The organism is Plesiomonas sp. PI-19 (assembly GCF_021368255.1).
GTDB lineage: Bacteria > Pseudomonadota > Gammaproteobacteria > Enterobacterales > CAMTGL01 > Plesiomonas > Plesiomonas shigelloides.
This window is the reverse complement of record NZ_JAJNMQ010000001.1, coordinates 473,422-491,627: the sequence shown is the minus strand read 5'-3', so window position 1 is coordinate 491,627 and position 18,206 is coordinate 473,422. Positions and strand designations below refer to the sequence as shown.

Below are 18,206 nucleotides of genomic sequence, written 5' to 3'. Positions count from 1 at the left end.
CTACATAACCGATTAATGAATCGCCCCAATCCGGTTCAGGCGCACACCGGTCGGCCACTGGCCCGGTTCTTTATCAAAACTCATCCAGATAGCGACCGCTTTACCTACCAGATTAGCGCTCGGGACAAAGCCCCAGAAACGACTGTCCTGACTGTTGTCACGGTTATCCCCCATGACAAAGTATGACCCCTGTGGCACGACCCACTCACCCACCGGCTCACCCGGTTGTGTGTAGTAATAGGCGGTAGCCTCTGGAGCATACGGATTGATCAGGATATTGTGCGCCACCGGCCCCAACTGCTCAGTTGCTTGAATCAACTGCTCATTACGTTGGAAGAACTGACTCGGGTGCACATTGCTGTACTCGAGTTTGGTCAGCGGCTGACACTCTTTTCCTGATGGACAGGCTGGCTTGATATACAGCTGTTTATCTTTATAAACCACTGTATCGCCCGGTAATCCGACTACGCGTTTGATGTAATCTAAGCTCGGATCTTCTGGGTATTTAAATACCGCAATGTCACCGCGCTTAGGTTCACCCGTTTTAATCAGCGTTTTCTGGAAAATCGGGTCTTTAATACCGTAGGCAAACTTCTCCACTAGGATGAAGTCGCCTACCAGTAAGGTTGGCATCATAGAGCCGGACGGAATTTGGAACGGCTCATAGATGAAAGAGCGCACCACCAACACCACCGCAATCACCGGAAAGACGGAAACGCACGTTTCGACCCAGCCCGGTTGTGGAGCCACACTGTTGAGTGTGGCCTCATCAATATTGCCGCCGGCCTTCGCGCGAACGTCCTCGACTTTGGCTTTACGCTTGGGGGCCCAAACAAATTTGTCCAGACACCACACGATCCCGGTAAATACAGTCACCAGCACCAGAATCAGCGCGAAGGTGTTAGCCATGCCCACTCCTTAATTAATCTTTACCAACATGCAGAATCGCCAAGAAGGCTTCTTGCGGCAGCTCGACGTTACCGATCTGCTTCATGCGCTTTTTACCTTCTTTCTGCTTCTGCAACAGTTTCTTCTTACGGCTCACGTCACCACCGTAACATTTGGCCAGTACGTTTTTACGCAACTGCTTCACGGTAGAACGGGCAATAATTTGGTTACCGATCGCCGCCTGAATCGCAATATCAAACTGCTGACGCGGGATCAGTTCTTTCATCTTCTCAACCACTTCACGGCCACGGCTCTGTGCGTTGGCGCGGTGGGTAATGATAGCCAAAGCATCGACGCGATCGCCGTTCACCATGATATCAACACGCACCATGTCAGCCGCTTGGAAACGCTTGAAGCCGTAATCCAATGACGCATAGCCGCGCGAGGTTGATTTCAGACGGTCGAAGAAGTCGAGCACCACTTCACCCATCGGAATTTCGTAGGTCAGCGCCACTTGATTGCCGTGATACACCATGTTGGTCTGCACGCCACGTTTTTCAATACACAACGTGATCACGTTACCCAGATATGGCTGTGGCAACAGCATATGACACTCAGCGATTGGCTCGCGGATCTCGGCAATGTTGTTCAGCGGTGGCAATTTAGCCGGGCTGTCTACATAGACAATTTCGCCGCTGGTCATCGCCACTTCGTACACTACGGTTGGTGCGGTGGTGATCAAATCCAGATCGTATTCACGCTCCAGACGCTCTTGGATGATCTCCATGTGCAGCAGACCCAAGAAACCACAGCGGAAGCCAAAGCCCAGCGCCGTTGAGTTTTCTGGTTCGTAGAACAAGGACGCATCGTTCAGGCTAAGTTTACCCAACGCATCACGGAAAGCTTCATAGTCATCCGAGCTAATCGGGAACAGACCGGCATACACCTGCGGTTTTACTTTCTTAAAGCCTGGCAGGGCTTTTTCCGCCGGGTTACGTGCCAGCGTCAGGGTATCACCTACTGGCGCGCCCAGAATGTCTTTAATACCGCACACAACCCAACCTACTTCGCCACAGTTCAGCTCAGTACGGTCGATTTGCTTCGGTGTGAAGATCCCCAGACGGTCAACGCCCCATGTCTGGCCGGTGCTCATCACCTTGATCTTGTCGTTTTTGCGCAGGCAACCGTTTTTGATACGTACCAGAGACACCACGCCCAGATAGTTATCGAACCAAGAGTCGATAATCAGGGCTTGCAGTGGCGCTTCCGGATCGCCTTCAGGCGCAGGAATGCTTTGAACCAGACGCTCCAACACATCCGGCACGCCAACCCCGGTTTTCGCCGAGCAGCGCACCGCATCGGTGGCATCGATGCCCACGATATCTTCAATTTCTTCCGCTACCCGCTCCGGCTCAGCCGCTGGCAGGTCAATCTTGTTCAGAACCGGTACCACTTCCAGATTCATATCCAAAGCGGTATAGCAGTTCGCCAGTGTCTGGGCTTCTACGCCTTGACCGGCATCCACCACCAGCAGCGCACCTTCACAGGCGGCCAGTGAGCGGGATACTTCATAGGAGAAGTCAACGTGACCCGGCGTGTCGATGAAGTTCAGCTGATATACCTGACCATCACGGGCGGTATAATCCAGCGTCACACTCTGCGCTTTAATGGTAATACCGCGCTCACGCTCCAAATCCATGGAGTCCAGAACTTGGGCTGCCATTTCACGATCAGACAAGCCGCCGCAGATTTGAATGATACGGTCAGACAGCGTCGACTTACCGTGGTCAATGTGGGCTATGATGGAAAAGTTACGAATATGCTTCATCAGTATTTGCGCGACCTTTGCTAGGAATCAGAGCAGAATCAGGATTAATAATTTAAGTGAATGGATTCTACCTGAATCACCGGTCAGTCGCTATCCTTGCGCACATTCACTTGCAGATTCACTGCGTCGGCAGAATTACAGCTCAGCGGCACCCCTAAATTTCGCAGGATCACCGGTTGATATGTGGCCTGACGGCTCAGATGACGGGCTAAATAACGTGACACGCCAATCCCGACAGCCGTTCCGGCCATCGCGACAGCAATAATAGGCAGCTCATTGGCAGTAAAGAGTGATGCCAGCACCGCACTGATAATCAAACCGAGTAGCGGCACGCAATACATAACGAAGGCAGAAGAGAGCAGGCTGCGCTCGGAAATCCCGATTTCAACCTGCTGCCCGACCTGCAGCGGCTCGCGGCAGGTCAGTTGCAAAGTATGTTGATGCGGATTATCGCCCGTGAGTTTTTCCAGTGCGCTCATGCCGCACTGGCTGGCGCTAGCGCAGCCACTACATCCAGACTTTTGTTGGCAACTGACAGTCGCCACCCCGTTTTCATACGCCACTACCGTGGCTAATTCGCGGATCATAACGGATGGCTCATCAGGTGATTACACATAAACCCGTTGCTCGGTACTTTCAGCACAACCACTCTCGGCACAGTTATATCAATTATGACGCAAAGCGCCCACTATTGCGCAGCTGGCGCAGAGCTACCGGCGAACTTCACGCCGTGGGCGATACGCTTCGCGGTTGCCGGCGGCAATTCGCCAACAACGGTCACCTCGTACTGGCCTTGCTGCTCGGTCTGTACCGTACGGCGGCCTTGACGCACCAGCTGTTCGCGAATATTACGCCCTTCGGCAGGCGAAACATACACGGTAAAGCTAAACAGCCCATCGGAGTACAATTTAGACTCCACCGGAACATCGACATTTGGCAGACGATGACGGCTACGCGAGATCTCCGCAAAGCCCCCTGGCAACCATGACGGCGACCAGCTCATATCCAGCTTGGTTTGCGGCTCGAAGGTGATCACTGGCGGTAATGCCACTTCATTGAGTTTGGCCATGGCTTTCGACAACTCAGGCGCAATCAGGTAGGAAATCACCCGATACTGCTCCAACGTTTCGCCATCGCGATCCAACAAATCAGCCCGTAGCAGTAATTTACTCTCTTCGTCTAACCACACCACATAGCTGTAGCGAAAATCATCGCGCGGCACAATGCGCACCACTTGCGCAGGGCGATCGACCACCCGCGCCCGACCGACCGGCACAAAATCATAGTACTGGCTGAGCAGTTGGAAATCGGCATGCAATACCGATGGCATGGAATCAACGATATGCGAGCTGCGGATCGTAAACGGCTCCACGCCCGGCTCGAAATAGCTGATTTCACCACCGCGTTGCAACACTTCACGTCGAGGGCCATCGAGCTGCAACATCTGGCTCAAATCCAGATTGTTCACGCGCGCATGGCGGTAACGCATAGCGTCGATACTGCTTTTGTTCACGCGAATAAACGACATCTCATAGCTGAGATCCTGCGCCGCTTGCGTCATGCGCTCCAGCATTTGCTGCGCCGAAGGCGACGCCGCAGTGGTGCTCGCACTGGCAGAAGAGGTAGCGGGAGTCGTTGCCGTATCAGCCACTGGTGCTGGCGCAGATGAGGATTCGACAGGAGACGGAAGTGGTTTAGACACTACAGAGGACGGATCGGCCGTCCCCTGTGAGGAGAATGCGGAGGTGCTGTAACAACCCAGCACTGCAAGCAAAAAAACAACCCATTGCTTCATTATCGCTGCGCATTCCCGACTTGCTGTGCCATGTCGCCCTGACGCTGCTCGATATTTTCGGCATTCAGACGACGTTGTAACTCATAATCTTGCAGCATGGCGCTGATGCGCTTGCGCTGCTCTTGCAGTTGCTGATCGCTTGGCATACCGGAGGTCGGTACGCTGTAGCTCACCGGCGATGCTTGTCCACCAATCGGTAAGGTATTGAAGACTGGCATGTCTTGCGCCGCACCGTCTGGCTGATTGTAATACTGTACGCCCACGATCACGCCCAGCGATACGCACGCCGCCAGCCCTAACTGGCTGACATTGCTCAGTACCGGACGGATCTTGTTCCAGAAGGACAGCTTGTGCCAAGTTTCCGGCGTCGGCTGCTGCTCTGGTACCGCATTAGGCACCAACAGGGTTGGCTCATTTTCCAACTCGGCGGCAACCCGGGCAGTAATATCAAAATGCAGTACCTCTGGTACGTCACCGCGCAGAGTATCACGGATTAAATGATAGTCGCGCCACGACTGCTGCAGTTCACGGTCAGCGTACAGTTCACTTAACAGTGCGCTATCTACCGTTTCGCCGTCCATCATGGCGGAAAGTTGCTCTTTCTGCATGCCTATTACCTATTATTGCTTATCCTACCCGAGGTTACATTCCAGTACTGTCTGCGCCATTCAAACCACTCACACACTTCACATAACAGGAGCACACAGAGAAAAACCGGATACGCACCAACCTCTTTTCATTTTGATATTGCTGCTATTAGCGCTGAATTAACGGCTGGATCTTACTGTCGATAAATTCACGCGCACGGAAGATCCGCGAACGAACCGTTCCTACCGGGCAATCCATGATACTGGCAATCTCTTCATAGCTTAGGCCATCTAGCTCACGTAAGGTAATTGCCATTTTCAGATCTTCCGGTAAAGCTTCAATAGCACCAAATACCACCCTCTTCAGTTCATCTGACAACATCAGATTCTCTGGGTTCGATATTTCTTTTAACGCACTACCCGTTTCGTAACTTTCTGCGTCTTCAGCATCGACATCACTGCTTGGTGGACGCCGCCCCTGAGCGACCAAGTAATTTTTGGCCGTATTGACCGCCACACGGTACAACCACGTATAAAAAGCACTCTCGCCACGGAACGACCCCAAAGCACGGTATGCTTTGATGAAGGATTCCTGCACAACATCAGGCACATCGCCCTGTGGGACATAACGGGAAACCAATCCAGCCACCTTATGCTGATAGCGGGCAACCAGAAGATTAAAAGCGCGTTTATCCCCCTGCTGAACACGTTCGACCAACACTTGGTCTGTCAACTGCTCGCTCATCCGAGGTGTCTTCTCCAAAACATTCTTTGTACAGCATCTCGTATTACTCCGCCGCCCACGGGGTGACACAGCGTAATATTGAGCCAGCTGATTTATTTGATTTAATTATCCCGCAGAAGTTCAACGTTGTACTAAATTCTGTGAGCTGAACTTCGCTGATGCTGTAAAAACGGTAACAAATATGGGGTGAGCTGATCTACCATACGCTCACTTATTAGTCATCTATCAGTATCTATCATACGTTATGGAACAATCCCTTGAACATCTTTGTGATGTGCTCGTGATCGGAAGCGGCGCTGCCGGTCTCTCTTTTGCCCTTCGGGTCGCGGCACACAGCAAGGTGATCGTACTGAGCAAAGGACCGCTTGCTGAAGGTGCCACATATTACGCCCAAGGCGGCATCGCTGCGGTGTTCGATGAAACTGACAGCATTGAATCACACGTTCAGGATACACTGATTGCCGGTGCTGGGCTGTGCGATAAAGCAGCAGTTGAATTCATTGCACAAAATGCACGAGATTGTGTGCAATGGCTCATTGATTATGGCGTACCGTTTGATGTGGAAGAGCACGATGGCGCGCAAAAATTCCACTTAACCCGCGAAGGCGGCCACAGCCACCGCCGTATTTTGCACGCCGCCGATGCCACCGGCAAAGCGGTGCAAACGACCTTGGTCGATAAAACCCGTCTACACCCTAACATCCAGTTGTACGAACGCTACAACGCTGTTGATCTGATCACGACCGCTAAACTGGAGTTAACCGATAGCACACAGCAATCCAATCGGGTGCTGGGCGCCTATGTTTGGAACCGTGAGCTGGAGCGGGTCGAAACCATCCGTGCGAAAGCGGTGATCCTAGCCACTGGCGGTGCGTCCAAGGTGTATCAGTACACCACCAATCCAGATATTTCCTCCGGTGATGGCATCGCCATGGCATGGCGTGCAGGCTGCCGCGTGGCCAACATGGAATTTAACCAGTTCCATCCGACTTGTTTGTACCATCCACAGGCACGTAATTTTTTGCTGACCGAAGCACTGCGCGGGGAAGGCGCCTATCTGCGCCGCCCTGATGGTAGCCGTTTCATGCCAGACTTTGACTCGCGTGCTGAACTGGCTCCGCGGGATATCGTGGCACGCGCAATTGACCATGAGATGAAGCGTCTCGGGGCTGATTGCATGTACCTCGATATCAGCCATAAACCGGCAGAATTTGTTCAGGCGCATTTCCCAACCATTTATGAAAAATTGCTCACGTTAGGTTTGGATCTGACCGCCGAGCCTATCCCGATTGTACCGGCAGCACATTACACCTGTGGCGGGGTGATGGTCGACCAACACGGGCGTACTGATGTCGATGGGCTGTATGCCATCGGCGAGGTCAGTTATACCGGCTTGCACGGCGCCAACCGGATGGCGTCCAACTCGCTGCTAGAATGCGTGGTGTATGCCTGGTCAGCGGCGGAAGATTTGCTGCAATGGCTACCGTATGCCGATGTGGTCGATACCCTGCCGGCGTGGGATGAAAGTCAGGTCGAGTGTTCAGATGAAAAAGTGGTGATCCAACACAACTGGCATGAGCTGCGCCTTTTTATGTGGGACTACGTCGGGATCGTGCGAACCACCAAACGGTTAGAGCGCGCACTACGCCGCATCAATATGCTCAAACAAGAGATTCAAGAGTATTACGCGCATTTTCGTGTCTCGAATAACCTGCTGGAGCTGCGCAACCTAGTACAAGTTGCCGAGTTGATTGTGCTGTGCGCCCTGCAGCGTAAAGAAAGCCGCGGTCTGCACTACACGCTCGATTATCCGCAAACGCTGGATGAATCGCGGCCTAGCGTGTTGACCCCGTCAGCCGGTCAGCCAACTGAGGCGCTTTCCGACGCAAATCTTCTCCAGTAAGCCGCCTCTCACCCTGTAGTGGCGCGGTGTCGGTCGCGCCACTATCTGGCGATCAATATCGTGCAATATCGCACGAATATATGTCGCTAACTATCACTGACTGAAAGCAACGCAACAACCAAGATTGCGCAGTTATCTCAGGGGAACATCGGTGGGTAAGTCGAGGATGTGGCAGACAGAGCCGGATTTAGCGATACTCCGCCAATAACTGTTCGGTCTGTACTAACTTACCACATAAGCGTCGCCACTCGGCGTTTGACAGCATATCTGGCAATAACCAAATCGGCTCGCGGCTAAAACGCACAAACTGCGGCCAACGTGCCGAGCTTCCCTTTGAGGTATCGGCTGAGTTATACGCTGCTGTATCGATATCCGTTGAGGCGTCGATATGCTCTCGACGTACCCAAATCACGACGCCCGCTCGCCCTAAAAACAAGGCGGAACGATACGACCAACGCTGACCTTGCCAGCTGATGCCAAGCCCCTCATCCCACGCCAAGATGCCGTGTTGTGCTCTCAAGCGCCGATAGCGATGCCGAAACTCAATGCTAAGGGCCACTAACAACGCGCCGCCCAATAGCCACCACAGCGAACTGAGCGACTCGCTGAACAATGTCTCAGAGACTAAGTAATAGCACGCCAGCAGCGCCAATACACCATAACCGGCGCTCAGAAGTTGTACGCTGCGGCGTGAGGGCCGCACATTAAACGGCAGTAAATCCACGCGCTTTATTCCGCGCTTTAATCAACGCGACCATGGCTTCCAGCGCCGGTTCTTCTGGACGGGTATTGTTCATAAACCAGCGGAACAAATCCGGATCGTCACGCTCCAGCAAACGGATAAAGGTCGCTTTATCTTCATCGCTCAAGCCTTCGTATTCATGCTCAAAAAACGGCATGATCACCACATCCAGCTCCAGCATACCGCGGCGGCACGCCCAGCGAACCCGGGCACTATTATTCACATCAATCACAACTTAAACTCCGTCCCGTCATTAAAAAGGGCTGCCCCTTTTTGCACAGCTTTCGATCCTAGCACTGATCTTGAAAATTACCGCCGCGCAGCGCCCAAAATTTGTGACTAAGTTCAGTGTTTTGAGCAGTTTTCAGCGACAGAATTTCACCCTGCCCCGTAGTCAGCTCAGCAGCAGGACGCTATATTGAGAGCCATAAGCACACCTTTTCTGCATGTAACCCGGCCCTCAACTATCGGGCCGCACTCAGATTATCAGATGATACGGACACCACTATGACAGCCTCTGTTACTGCTCCTTTTGCCGCCGCCCCGTTGCTACCGGCCGCTCAATTGCCATTGACGTTGATGTCTTTGGAGCATTTGGCGTTATTGACCATCACCGGACCGGATGCAGCCAAATACCTGCAAGGCCAAGTCACCTGTGACGTACAAGCACTGGCACCCGAACATTACACGCTGGGCGCACATTGTGATGCCAAAGGAAAAATGTGGAGTGTTTTCAAATTGTTCGCGCTGGATGGCGGCTTTGGCTGGTTGCAAGCAGCCGACTTAAATGAACGCCAACTGCCGGAGCTGAAAAAATATGCCGTGTTTTCCAAACTGACTATCAGTGAAGATAACAACTACACCTTGCTGGGATTGGCGGGCGCTGATGCACGGCAAGCCTTAGCGGCGCTGTTTAGCCGTTTACCGGATGCTGATGCTCCATGTGTCAGCAGTGAGCACTGCACGCTACTGTGGCAAGCGCAGCCTCAAGAGCGTTTTACGTTGTTGGTGCCACACACGGAGTTAAACCGGGTGTTAGATGGCTTACAGCAAGCCGCGCCGAGCTATAACAACCACCAGCAGTGGTTAGCGCTGGATATTGAAGCAGGGGTACCGCAATTATCCGCCGCGACCTGCAATGAATTTATCCCGCAAGCACTGAATCTGCAGGCGCTGGATGCGGTCAGCTTCAGCAAGGGCTGTTACGCCGGTCAAGAGATGGTGGCGCGCGCCAAATACCGCGGCGCCAACAAGCGCGCGCTGTATACTTTAGCCGGTGATGGCCATACCGCGCCACAAGCCGGTGATAGCTTAGAGTTACAACTGGACGAGAACTGGCGTCGAACCGGTACGGTGCTGGCCGCAGCACTGTTGCAAGACGGTCAACTGCGGGTACAAGCGGTGCTGAATAACGAGCTAGATAGCAATGCACACCTGCGCGTTGTCGGTGACAGCGACAGCAGCCTGCATCCGGTCGCGCTGCCTTATAGCCTCGAATAAATAGCGTCGAATAATATCGCCCGCGCCACGGCATACAAAACAGCGCGATAGGCGTAGGTTAATGATAAAAAACCCCGCAATGCGGGGTTTTTACTGTGGCAGCCACTAAGGCTTCTATCTTTAAGACATCTATCTTTAAGACATCTATCTTTAAAACGTCTACCGTCGAGCCTTCATCGATTGGTGCACGCGATTAGCTTACTTTTTTCCACGCACCAGACTGGCTGCTTCCCGGCACTTCACCTTGTGTCCACCACTGTGCCTGCCAAGTCGCGCCGTTATAGGTTACTTTGGCGCCGCCCGAGTAAGCGGTGGTCGCATTCCAGCTTGCCACCGTCGTACTGCCACCACTGCCATTACCGGAAGAAGCACTCACCACCTCCCATGGACCGCCTTGGTCTGGCTGATTGCCTTGCGTCCACCACTTGGCTTTATACTGCACGCCGTTAAACAGCACGGTATCGCCACCAACATAAACTTTAGCCGGATCCCAGGTGGTCTGGCCGCTATTACCGCCAGTCGATGGTACGTCTTTGACTGTCACCACCACCGATTTGGTCACGCTGAGCTTGCCATCACTGACCGTTACCGACACCGTGTAGTTACTGTCAGCGGTCACGCTTGGCGCAGTCAGTGTAATACTGGCGGCATTGGTCGCATTGGCCGTTAAACCGGCAGTATTCCAGCTATAAGTCAACGGATCGCTTTCGGCATCTTTAGCGTCCGCGGTCACCACTAACGTTTTCCCTTCATCAACGGTTAACGTTGCCGGCAAGGTCAGGGTTGGCGCAGTATTCAGTGGTGGCGTCACTGCCGCTTTGACCGTGACAGCAATGGTTTTGTTCACCACATTGCTGCCATCGCTCACTTTCAGCACCAGATTATAGACGGCGTCTTTATCCACCTGTGGCGCAGTTAAGGCCAGCGTCGCTTTGGTGAGATCGGGCGCGCTAAAGCCGGCCGGTAATGTCCACGCATAGGTGAGCGTTTGGCCTTCCGGATCGGATGCCGATGCCTGTACGTTGATACTCTTACCACTATCTACACTCAGTGCACTGCTGACACTCACCACCGGCGGTTGGTTGGAGGTGCTGCCACCGCCGCCACTACCGGCGACAGGGTGCGACAGTGATTCATGCATCGCATTAAGGATATCGCCGTTATCGCCGTCAATCTCCCATGAGAACAAACCGCCCAATCCGTTGGCACGGACATAATTGCCCTTGGCCAATACCGAGCGTGGGTTATCGTACGTGATCAGCTCACCGGTTGACTGATTCCAAACGTACGGGGCTTGCGCTTGCTCATCATACCCATACTGGAAACCATTCACGCCAGTGCCATTGGTCGAGCCTAATGCGCGTTTGAGAATATCCCAATAATCCACCACGCCCGCTTCGAAGGTACCTTTAACCGCGCCAGCTCCGGTGCCAGACATCGGGTTACCGGCAATCTTCAAGCTCGCCGGCATGACCCCACTCCAACCACGGCCATACATGGCAACGCCAACGTTCAACTTGCTGGCTAACACTTTTTTCGCCAACATCAGTTTGATGGCGTTATCAGTGTTGTAATCCGGCTTGTTGGTGTAATCCTTCCCACTGGAGTCTTTGCCCGTGCCTTGGCAGCGAGCTGCTTCCAAGTGAGAGCCACAGTACAGCGCCGCCTGATGGCCGGGCTCATTATTCCATGCCCCATAGAAGTCATAGGTCATCACATTGAAGCGATCGACATACTGCGCCGCATCCGCATAATTGATGATGCCAATTTTGTCGTAACCGGAGCCAATCGCGGAAGTCAGCTCATAGCGCTTACCGGTTTCGGCGCCCACCCGATCCAGCATTTCACGCAGCTCGCGCATCAAGGTGACATAAGTGGCACCGTCTTTAGCCGGATCGCCCAGTTTCGGATTCACCCCCTTGCCGCCCGGGTACTCCCAGTCAATATCCACCCCGTCAAAGAATTTCCAGGTACGGATAAACTCCTCCACCGAATCAACGAACACTTTACGTTTCGCATCATCGCCAAAGAAGAAGAATGGATCGGAGAGCGTCCAGCCGCCGATAGAAGGCAGGATCTTCAGGTTCGGATAGCGTTTTTTCAGCGCCATCAAACTGCCGAAGTTACCCTTATAGGAATCAAACTGCCCTTGCCCGGGTTGTGGCATTTGCAGCGCAGCCCACGGATCATGGATAGCAACTTTGAAATCCTCACGCCCCAAGCACGCACGCTGCAAGGCATTGAAACTGTTGCCGTTATCTACTTCCTTCAGGCCATCATTGATACCATTGCCACCGCAAATCGGGGTAAAACCGTAATAAATGTGGGTCAGATTCTGCGCGGGGATTTTCGCTACCGGATATTTGCGATCGTATACGCCCCACTCAACAAAGTAGGTGCCGACCTGCATGCCACTGGTATTGGTGTAGGTTTTGTTATTCGGATCAACGCTCATGGTCAGCGGATCTAAATGACTACCATCGGTATCCGCCACCACGATCGCTTTGGCATCACTCAACGTACAACTCTCGCTGGCGCCACTGCCGCTACACAGCGCAACCTGCATCTGGTATTTGCCGCCTTTTTTCACATACACGGTGGCACTGTCTTTTTGCGAGGCGGCTGCACTAACACTTTTTTCAAATACCGATTGGCCATTGAGCAGCACTTTCCAGCGATCGCCTGCCTCGCCAGACCAGCGATCCCACGCGACCGGCACCGGCGCGCCATCTTTATTGACCTTCACCAGCGCGTTGTACGATGTCGCTTCCTGATTGACTTGCACAATCGCAAAGTTGGTTTCACTCCAGGCCAATACCGGTTTACCGGGCGCGGCCTGCGCCTGACCAATGCCAGCCAGCATCAGCGAACAACATAGAGCAGAAAGGGGGAATCCTTTAGATTGCATTTACCCGTATCCTTGTAAGGTAGAGCAAACATAAATGACGGTAAGCGGGCTACAGCCGCGAAGGGTACAACGTAATAACCGGCAGAGCTCTCTCACCATCCCAACAGGTGTTACATTGTCTTGGCTTATTTTTAGACAATAAAAATGATTGTCTGCACTTAACAAAAAAGCAACATGGGAAGGTGTGAAAAGCGGGGCTTACAAATTTGGCATGCGCTGACAGCGAAATGCTTCTCATTTTAAGGCAAAACCGCCGGTGCACAGTGGCAATCCAGCGGTTTTAGGCTACGCAAATAACAGCGAAATCAGCAACGTTAGTCAGGTTATTTTGCAATATAAAAGTATATCGCGAGGAAGTGACACACAGCGCCGCCGAGGACAAACAAATGCCAAATGGCATGGCTAAACGGCAGACGTTTGGCCAGATAGAAGATCACGCCCAAACTGTATAGTGCGCCACCCGCCGCCAAAAGAACCAAACCGCCGAGCGGTAACGAGATGGCCAGTTGATAAATCACTACCAGAGATAACCAGCCCATCAGTAAATAGGTGCTGACCGACAGAATCTGAAAGCGGTGCACGAAAAATAACTTAAACACGATGCCCACTGCCGCGAGCGCCCAAATCACCACCATCAAACCTGTCGCTAACGGGGTATCTAGCGCCACCAGCAAAAAGGGAGTGTAGGTACCGGCAATCAACAGATAAATGGCACAGTGATCAAAGGTTTTCAGCCAACGCCGCGCTTTGGGGATCAAAATGGCGTGGTAGAGGGTCGAGGCCAGAAACAGCACTATCATACTGCTACCGTATACCGCATAACTGGCCAGTGCTCGGGTCCCCTGATGCTCTACGGCGCCCTGCATCACCAGCAGCACCAACGCCACAATCCCGAAAATAACCCCTAACCCGTGAGTGATACTGTTCACCCATTCTTCGTGAACAGAATACGCCGTAGATGAACTAACCGATGACATACAGTGACTCCGACACTCAACAATACCTGACCTGGTGGCCATCCATCATGCCGCATGACGTGCTGAGCACGTCTGCGATGATGACAGTATACCCTTCTCGGCGTACACGTGTAAGCTGAAAATACAAAAACTGCACGGCCTCGCCATTCAGCATGGCAGTAGCGAGAAAACCCCCGTAAGCAAACCAATAAGAAAAGTAGATAAGCAAAATGACGTGAATGAAATGCAGGAAATCCGTGACGTAGGCGCAGCCATCAGACGATGACTGCATCCACAAAGGCTCGCAGCGCAAACCTCTCTATCACAGAATTAGACGTGGTCAGTGATGACCTCAGCGTGCTGTGCTGCCGCCTGCGCGACTTGTGCGCGTCGAAAGGCAGCAAAATCAATTCCCGGCGCGGGGTAACCTTGATTGGTCATCACCGCTGAGATTTGGCCGCGATGGTGCACCGCATGCAAAATGACTTCACTGATTTGAATATCGGCGTCATGGCGCTGGCTTGGTGCTAATTCCGCCAGCTGAGTGGTGATCGCCAGCCACTGGTCACAGGTCTGCTCCAGTTGCTCAAACAACGCCGCAGTATCGATAGTGACAATGGTATCCGGCGCCAAATCCGGTACCGGCTGGTGCAGCACTCGAGCTAATTGCTGACGTTCAGAAACCAACAAATGATTGAGTGTATTGAGAATTGAGCCAAATGACAGTCCACTGTCTTGTACGAGCAACGCGGTGGGTAACCCACGTAACTGACGCTGCAAAATACGGTATGCCCAGCGGTGGTAGAGCAGTTGCTGCTGAAGGTGATGCGGTAACATACTCACAATGCGCTCACTCCTTGGCTGACAGATCTTCACGGGCAAAGAGGCACCGGCGTGGTGCGACTCTTTGGCTGGGCGGATTCTAACCGTTAATATACGAGTTGTTAACGTTTAAGATTTGTACAGCAGATAAAGCCATCCAAAGATAGAAAAAGATCACAAACTCCTGCCGCACCTGTTCACGCTAGTGCAACTTTCCATTGTGGTGATGCCGGAATTTTTAGTCACAAAAAACGATTGAACATTCAGTTTTTATTCACTACATTGCCAAAATCAGACCGCACAAAGCAAATGCAGGGAGCAGAGATGACCACACTGAACACGGACGCGTTGATGACCATCACCCACCGGCCGGAGCTCTATTTCACCCACGGTAAGGGACACTGGCTGTACAGCAGCGATGGCACCGCGTATTTGGATTTTGTCCAAGGCTGGGCCGTGAACTGTCTGGGCCATTGCCCTGATGAGCTGGTCCAAGCGCTAACCCAGCAAGCACAAACCCTGATCAATCCAAGCCCAGCCTTTTTTAACCAACCCATGGCGCAATTAGCCACACGCTTAGCGACCCTATCAGGACTGGAGCAGGTGTTTTTTACCAACTCAGGCGCCGAAGCCAATGAGAGTGCCATCAAGCTGGCTCGCCGCTACGGGCAAAAACATAAAAATGGCGCTTATCAAATCATCACCTTTGACAACAGCTTTCACGGACGAACATTGGCCACCATGTCCGCCACCGGCAAGCCGCAATTTGCGGCGCTGTTCGAGCCAAAAGTGCCCGGTTTTATCAAAGTGCCGTATAACGATTTAGACGCTGTGCGCCAAGCGGTCACAGACCAAACTATTGCGGTAATGTTGGAACCAATCCAAGGTGAAGCGGGCGTTATCCCAGCCCAGAAAAGCTTTATGCAAGGGCTACGCGCACTCTGCGACGAGCTCGGTTTATTGCTGATTGTCGATGAGGTGCAAACCGGCATTGGCCGTACCGGTACCCTGTTTGCTTTTGAGCATTACGATATCGTGCCGGATATGGTCACGCTGGGTAAAGGGTTAGGCGGCGGGATCCCGCTGGCCGCGCATTTGGCGCGTGTGGAGGTCGCTTGCTTTGAGCCCGGCGATCAAGGTGGTACCTATTGCGGTAATCCGCTGATGTGTGCTGGTGGGTTAGCCGTGGTGAACACGGTGGCACAGCGCGACTTTTTACAACAGGTACGCGACAGCAGTGCGCAGCTACGCGCGGGTCTGGAAGCGTTAAGTGCCGAACTAGGAATGGGCGAAGTGCGTGGTCACGGTTTATTACTGGCGCTGGATGTGAAATATCCGATAGCCGAAGAGGCGGTTGCGGAAGCCCGCTTGCAGCAGTTGCTGCTGAACGCGCCGCGCCCGAACCTGTTGCGCTTTATGCCTGCGCTGACCTTGAGTGGGCATGAAATTCAGTTGATGCTAGGACGTTTGCAGCTGATTTTACGCAGCCTGATGGCGCAATATCAGAAAAAACCACAACCGAATCTGGCCTAAACTGGCGCAAAGTAACAATCACCACGCGCGTCTTATCGCTATCGGGATAGGAGCAACACTCGGTTATCCTGCAAAAAAATGCCCGGCTATCACGGCAGATAGCAGGGCATTACCATTAAATGATTATCTTAGTTACCTAAGATCTCTATATCTAAGAGACAGGCTTATACCGGCACCATAATCTCGGTTGCGATAATAACCACAATCAAGCCAACCAGTACGGGCACTGAAGTACGCTTCACCACTTCAAACGGAGACAGTTTCGCCATACCGGATGTCGCCACAATAACCCCAGAAACTGGAGAGATGGTACGACCCAAGTTGGACGCCTGCAGCATCGGGATAATCAAGAAGGCTGGGTTAATCCCCATCTGCGCCGCCAGTTTCGGGATCAGCTCGACAAACGCATAGAAAGGCGCGTTACCTGAACCGGTAGTGAAAGCAGCCAATGTGGTAATAATCACCAGCACCATCATCATCACAAAACCGCCGTTGCCGAACGATTGTGCCAAGCCGAGCAGGTTGTTGATAAAGCCCACTGTAGTCAGGCCTTGCGCAAAGACCCCTGCTGCCACCAACAGCATCACCACGCTAGCAAACGCATCGGCCATGCCGCGGTATGCCACTTCCAGACCTTTAAACACCTCTTGCGCGCTGAATTTACGAATAAATTCAATCAGCGCAGTCATGATCATACAGATGACCAAAATAGTGATGATGTGCAATTTCGGGCCCAGATCACCGTTAAAAATCAGCACCCCGATAATCGGCGTAAAAGGCAAAATCGCGTAGAACGATGGGGCATTAACTTGGATTTCGCTAACATCCAGACGCTCATGGCTGACGCCTTCTTTGTTATCCAGATAGCGCTGCCAGAAAAAGTGCGCCACTGCCATACACAAAATCGCCACGATGGAGATTGGCAGCGTGGTTTTAAACGCAAAATCAATCAGATCCAAACCGGCGGCGTTGGCTGCTACCACCACATCACCGGAGGTTGGAGACAAAATAATCGCTGCTGGGGAGGCACAGATTGCCGCCGCCGCACCACGGCTGATCCCCACGTTGACCATTAATGGGAACAAGGTAGCCATCAGCAACACGCCCAAGCCGGTTGCCGATGACACGGCCAGCGACATCAAGCAAGCCACAAAATAGGCCGCCACCATCAGTACATACGGGGATTTGATCTTCTGCAGTGGCTTAGAGGTCAGCTTCACCACCATATCATTCGCCCCGATATGGGTCATGTAGGTAGCAAAACCGCACAGCATCATGATCATCATGCCAAGATCGCCACCGCGATTCATCAGCAGATATTTCACATACTCCACCACATCGGTCGCCATATTACCGGTGGATTCCACCCCTTTTGGCAGCACCGAATGCCCCAACAAGGCGGCAATAATCAGCAGCAACAGGCCACCGGTCATCAGTACACCGGTGGCTGAATAACCTTTGAAGATATACCGCCCCACGCCGGCGGCCACAAGAATGCCGATTAACAGCTCCAGCATAACAATCCCTCGATATGATTCAGATTCAAGTACAAATTAAAGATAGGCTAACAACAGTGAATAACTCTAAATGAGCCGGTTTATGCCGACTATCTTTTTACGAATGCCGCGTGATGAATATCTCTATTTATCAGACGAATTGGAAAGCATAGCACGCTTTCAAACAATTATGTAACAGTCAGACCGGTTAATGGCCGGTATCACGGTGCATTGTGCTGGCAAAATCGGCTGTTTCACGCGTATCGCGTGCTTGTCATCAAGGAATATAAAATGAGTGTTTATCGCGCATGCTAGCGATTTTCCACTGGTTAAAATCGAGTTTACACTGCGCAATACGTCATAAAATGGCGTCCGGACACCAAAATATGCGCCAAGCGATTAAAACTCATAGCTAAGCCCACAGTAAGAACGAATATTGGCGCAAAAATCACGGAGCCAAAAAGCACCAGAGAAAAGAAAAACGCCGACAGCATGTCGGCGTT

At 52.5% G+C, this 18,206-nt stretch carries 15 protein-coding genes; 3 read left to right on the top strand and 12 right to left on the bottom strand.

The features are described 5' to 3' along the window. Nucleotides 1-12 precede the first annotated feature (12 nt). The 6 genes from lepB to rpoE form a co-directional block, all read right to left on the bottom strand. Complete coding sequence (gene lepB / locus LQ901_RS02200) at nucleotides 13-909, bottom strand: signal peptidase I (RefSeq protein WP_039045167.1); 897 nt, start codon at nucleotides 907-909, stop codon at nucleotides 13-15. 13 nt (nucleotides 910-922) lie between these two features. Continuing rightward, nucleotides 923-2,716 carry a translation elongation factor 4 gene (gene lepA / locus LQ901_RS02195; RefSeq protein WP_010864376.1) on the bottom strand — a complete coding sequence of 598 codons (1,794 nt, stop codon included), beginning with the start codon at nucleotides 2,714-2,716 and terminating at the stop codon, nucleotides 923-925. Between the two features lie 83 nt (nucleotides 2,717-2,799). Further along, nucleotides 2,800-3,303 (bottom strand): SoxR reducing system RseC family protein, encoded by a 504-nt coding sequence (locus tag LQ901_RS02190; RefSeq protein ID WP_084977666.1) that lies wholly within the window; start codon nucleotides 3,301-3,303, stop codon nucleotides 2,800-2,802. 101 nt (nucleotides 3,304-3,404) lie between these two features. Continuing rightward, nucleotides 3,405-4,511 carry a sigma-E factor regulatory protein RseB gene (gene rseB, locus LQ901_RS02185; RefSeq protein ID WP_112866378.1) on the bottom strand — a complete coding sequence of 369 codons (1,107 nt, stop codon included), beginning with the start codon at nucleotides 4,509-4,511 and terminating at the stop codon, nucleotides 3,405-3,407. Continuing rightward, nucleotides 4,511-5,119, bottom strand: a complete 609-nt coding sequence (gene rseA, locus LQ901_RS02180; protein WP_010864379.1) for an anti-sigma-E factor RseA — start codon at nucleotides 5,117-5,119, stop codon at nucleotides 4,511-4,513. The genes rseB and rseA overlap by 1 nt, the downstream gene beginning before the upstream one ends. Nucleotides 5,120-5,267: 148 nt before the next feature. Beyond that, entirely contained in the window at nucleotides 5,268-5,843 is a 576-nt protein-coding gene (gene rpoE, locus LQ901_RS02175; RefSeq protein WP_010864380.1) for an RNA polymerase sigma factor RpoE, read from the bottom strand. 244 nt (nucleotides 5,844-6,087) lie between these two features. On the opposite strand from rpoE, the gene nadB reads away from it, so the two are divergent. Further along, nucleotides 6,088-7,746 carry an L-aspartate oxidase gene (gene nadB, locus LQ901_RS02170; RefSeq protein ID WP_084977662.1) on the top strand — a complete coding sequence of 553 codons (1,659 nt, stop codon included), beginning with the start codon at nucleotides 6,088-6,090 and terminating at the stop codon, nucleotides 7,744-7,746. A 187-nt stretch (nucleotides 7,747-7,933) separates the two neighbouring features. Here nadB and LQ901_RS02165 read toward each other — a convergent pair whose 3' ends face one another. Further along, entirely contained in the window at nucleotides 7,934-8,470 is a 537-nt protein-coding gene (locus LQ901_RS02165; protein ID WP_178026491.1) for a protein YgfX, read from the bottom strand. Next, on the bottom strand, nucleotides 8,451-8,717 hold the full coding sequence (sdhE, locus tag LQ901_RS02160) for an FAD assembly factor SdhE (protein ID WP_112866422.1): 267 nt from the start codon (nucleotides 8,715-8,717) through the stop codon (nucleotides 8,451-8,453). Before sdhE ends, LQ901_RS02165 begins: the two co-directional genes overlap by 20 nt. 278 nt (nucleotides 8,718-8,995) lie before the next feature. Here sdhE and ygfZ point away from each other — a divergent pair, with 278 nt between their 5' ends. Further along, nucleotides 8,996-9,988: a tRNA-modifying protein YgfZ gene (gene ygfZ, locus LQ901_RS02155; RefSeq protein ID WP_112866380.1), complete on the top strand. Its 993-nt coding sequence runs from the start codon at nucleotides 8,996-8,998 to the stop codon at nucleotides 9,986-9,988. A 193-nt stretch (nucleotides 9,989-10,181) separates the two neighbouring features. On the opposite strand, the gene LQ901_RS02150 is transcribed toward ygfZ, so the two are convergent. The 3 genes from LQ901_RS02150 to LQ901_RS02140 form a co-directional block, all read right to left on the bottom strand. After that, on the bottom strand, nucleotides 10,182-12,896 hold the full coding sequence (locus tag LQ901_RS02150; protein WP_233671943.1) for a glycosyl hydrolase family 18 protein: 2,715 nt from the start codon (nucleotides 12,894-12,896) through the stop codon (nucleotides 10,182-10,184). A gap of 323 nt (nucleotides 12,897-13,219) precedes the next feature. Continuing rightward, on the bottom strand, nucleotides 13,220-13,873 hold the full coding sequence (locus LQ901_RS02145; protein WP_047708995.1) for a hemolysin III family protein: 654 nt from the start codon (nucleotides 13,871-13,873) through the stop codon (nucleotides 13,220-13,222). 309 nt (nucleotides 13,874-14,182) lie between these two features. Beyond that, nucleotides 14,183-14,689: a DinB family protein gene (locus LQ901_RS02140; protein ID WP_233672382.1), complete on the bottom strand. Its 507-nt coding sequence runs from the start codon at nucleotides 14,687-14,689 to the stop codon at nucleotides 14,183-14,185. Nucleotides 14,690-14,998: 309 nt separating this feature from the next. Between LQ901_RS02140 and LQ901_RS02135 the strand changes: the two genes are divergently transcribed. Then, nucleotides 14,999-16,207: an acetylornithine transaminase gene (locus LQ901_RS02135; RefSeq protein ID WP_233671942.1), complete on the top strand. Its 1,209-nt coding sequence runs from the start codon at nucleotides 14,999-15,001 to the stop codon at nucleotides 16,205-16,207. A 164-nt stretch (nucleotides 16,208-16,371) separates the two neighbouring features. Here LQ901_RS02135 and dcuC read toward each other — a convergent pair whose 3' ends face one another. After that, entirely contained in the window at nucleotides 16,372-17,724 is a 1,353-nt protein-coding gene (dcuC, locus tag LQ901_RS02130) for an anaerobic C4-dicarboxylate transporter DcuC (protein WP_010864389.1), read from the bottom strand. Nucleotides 17,725-18,206 lie beyond the last annotated feature (482 nt).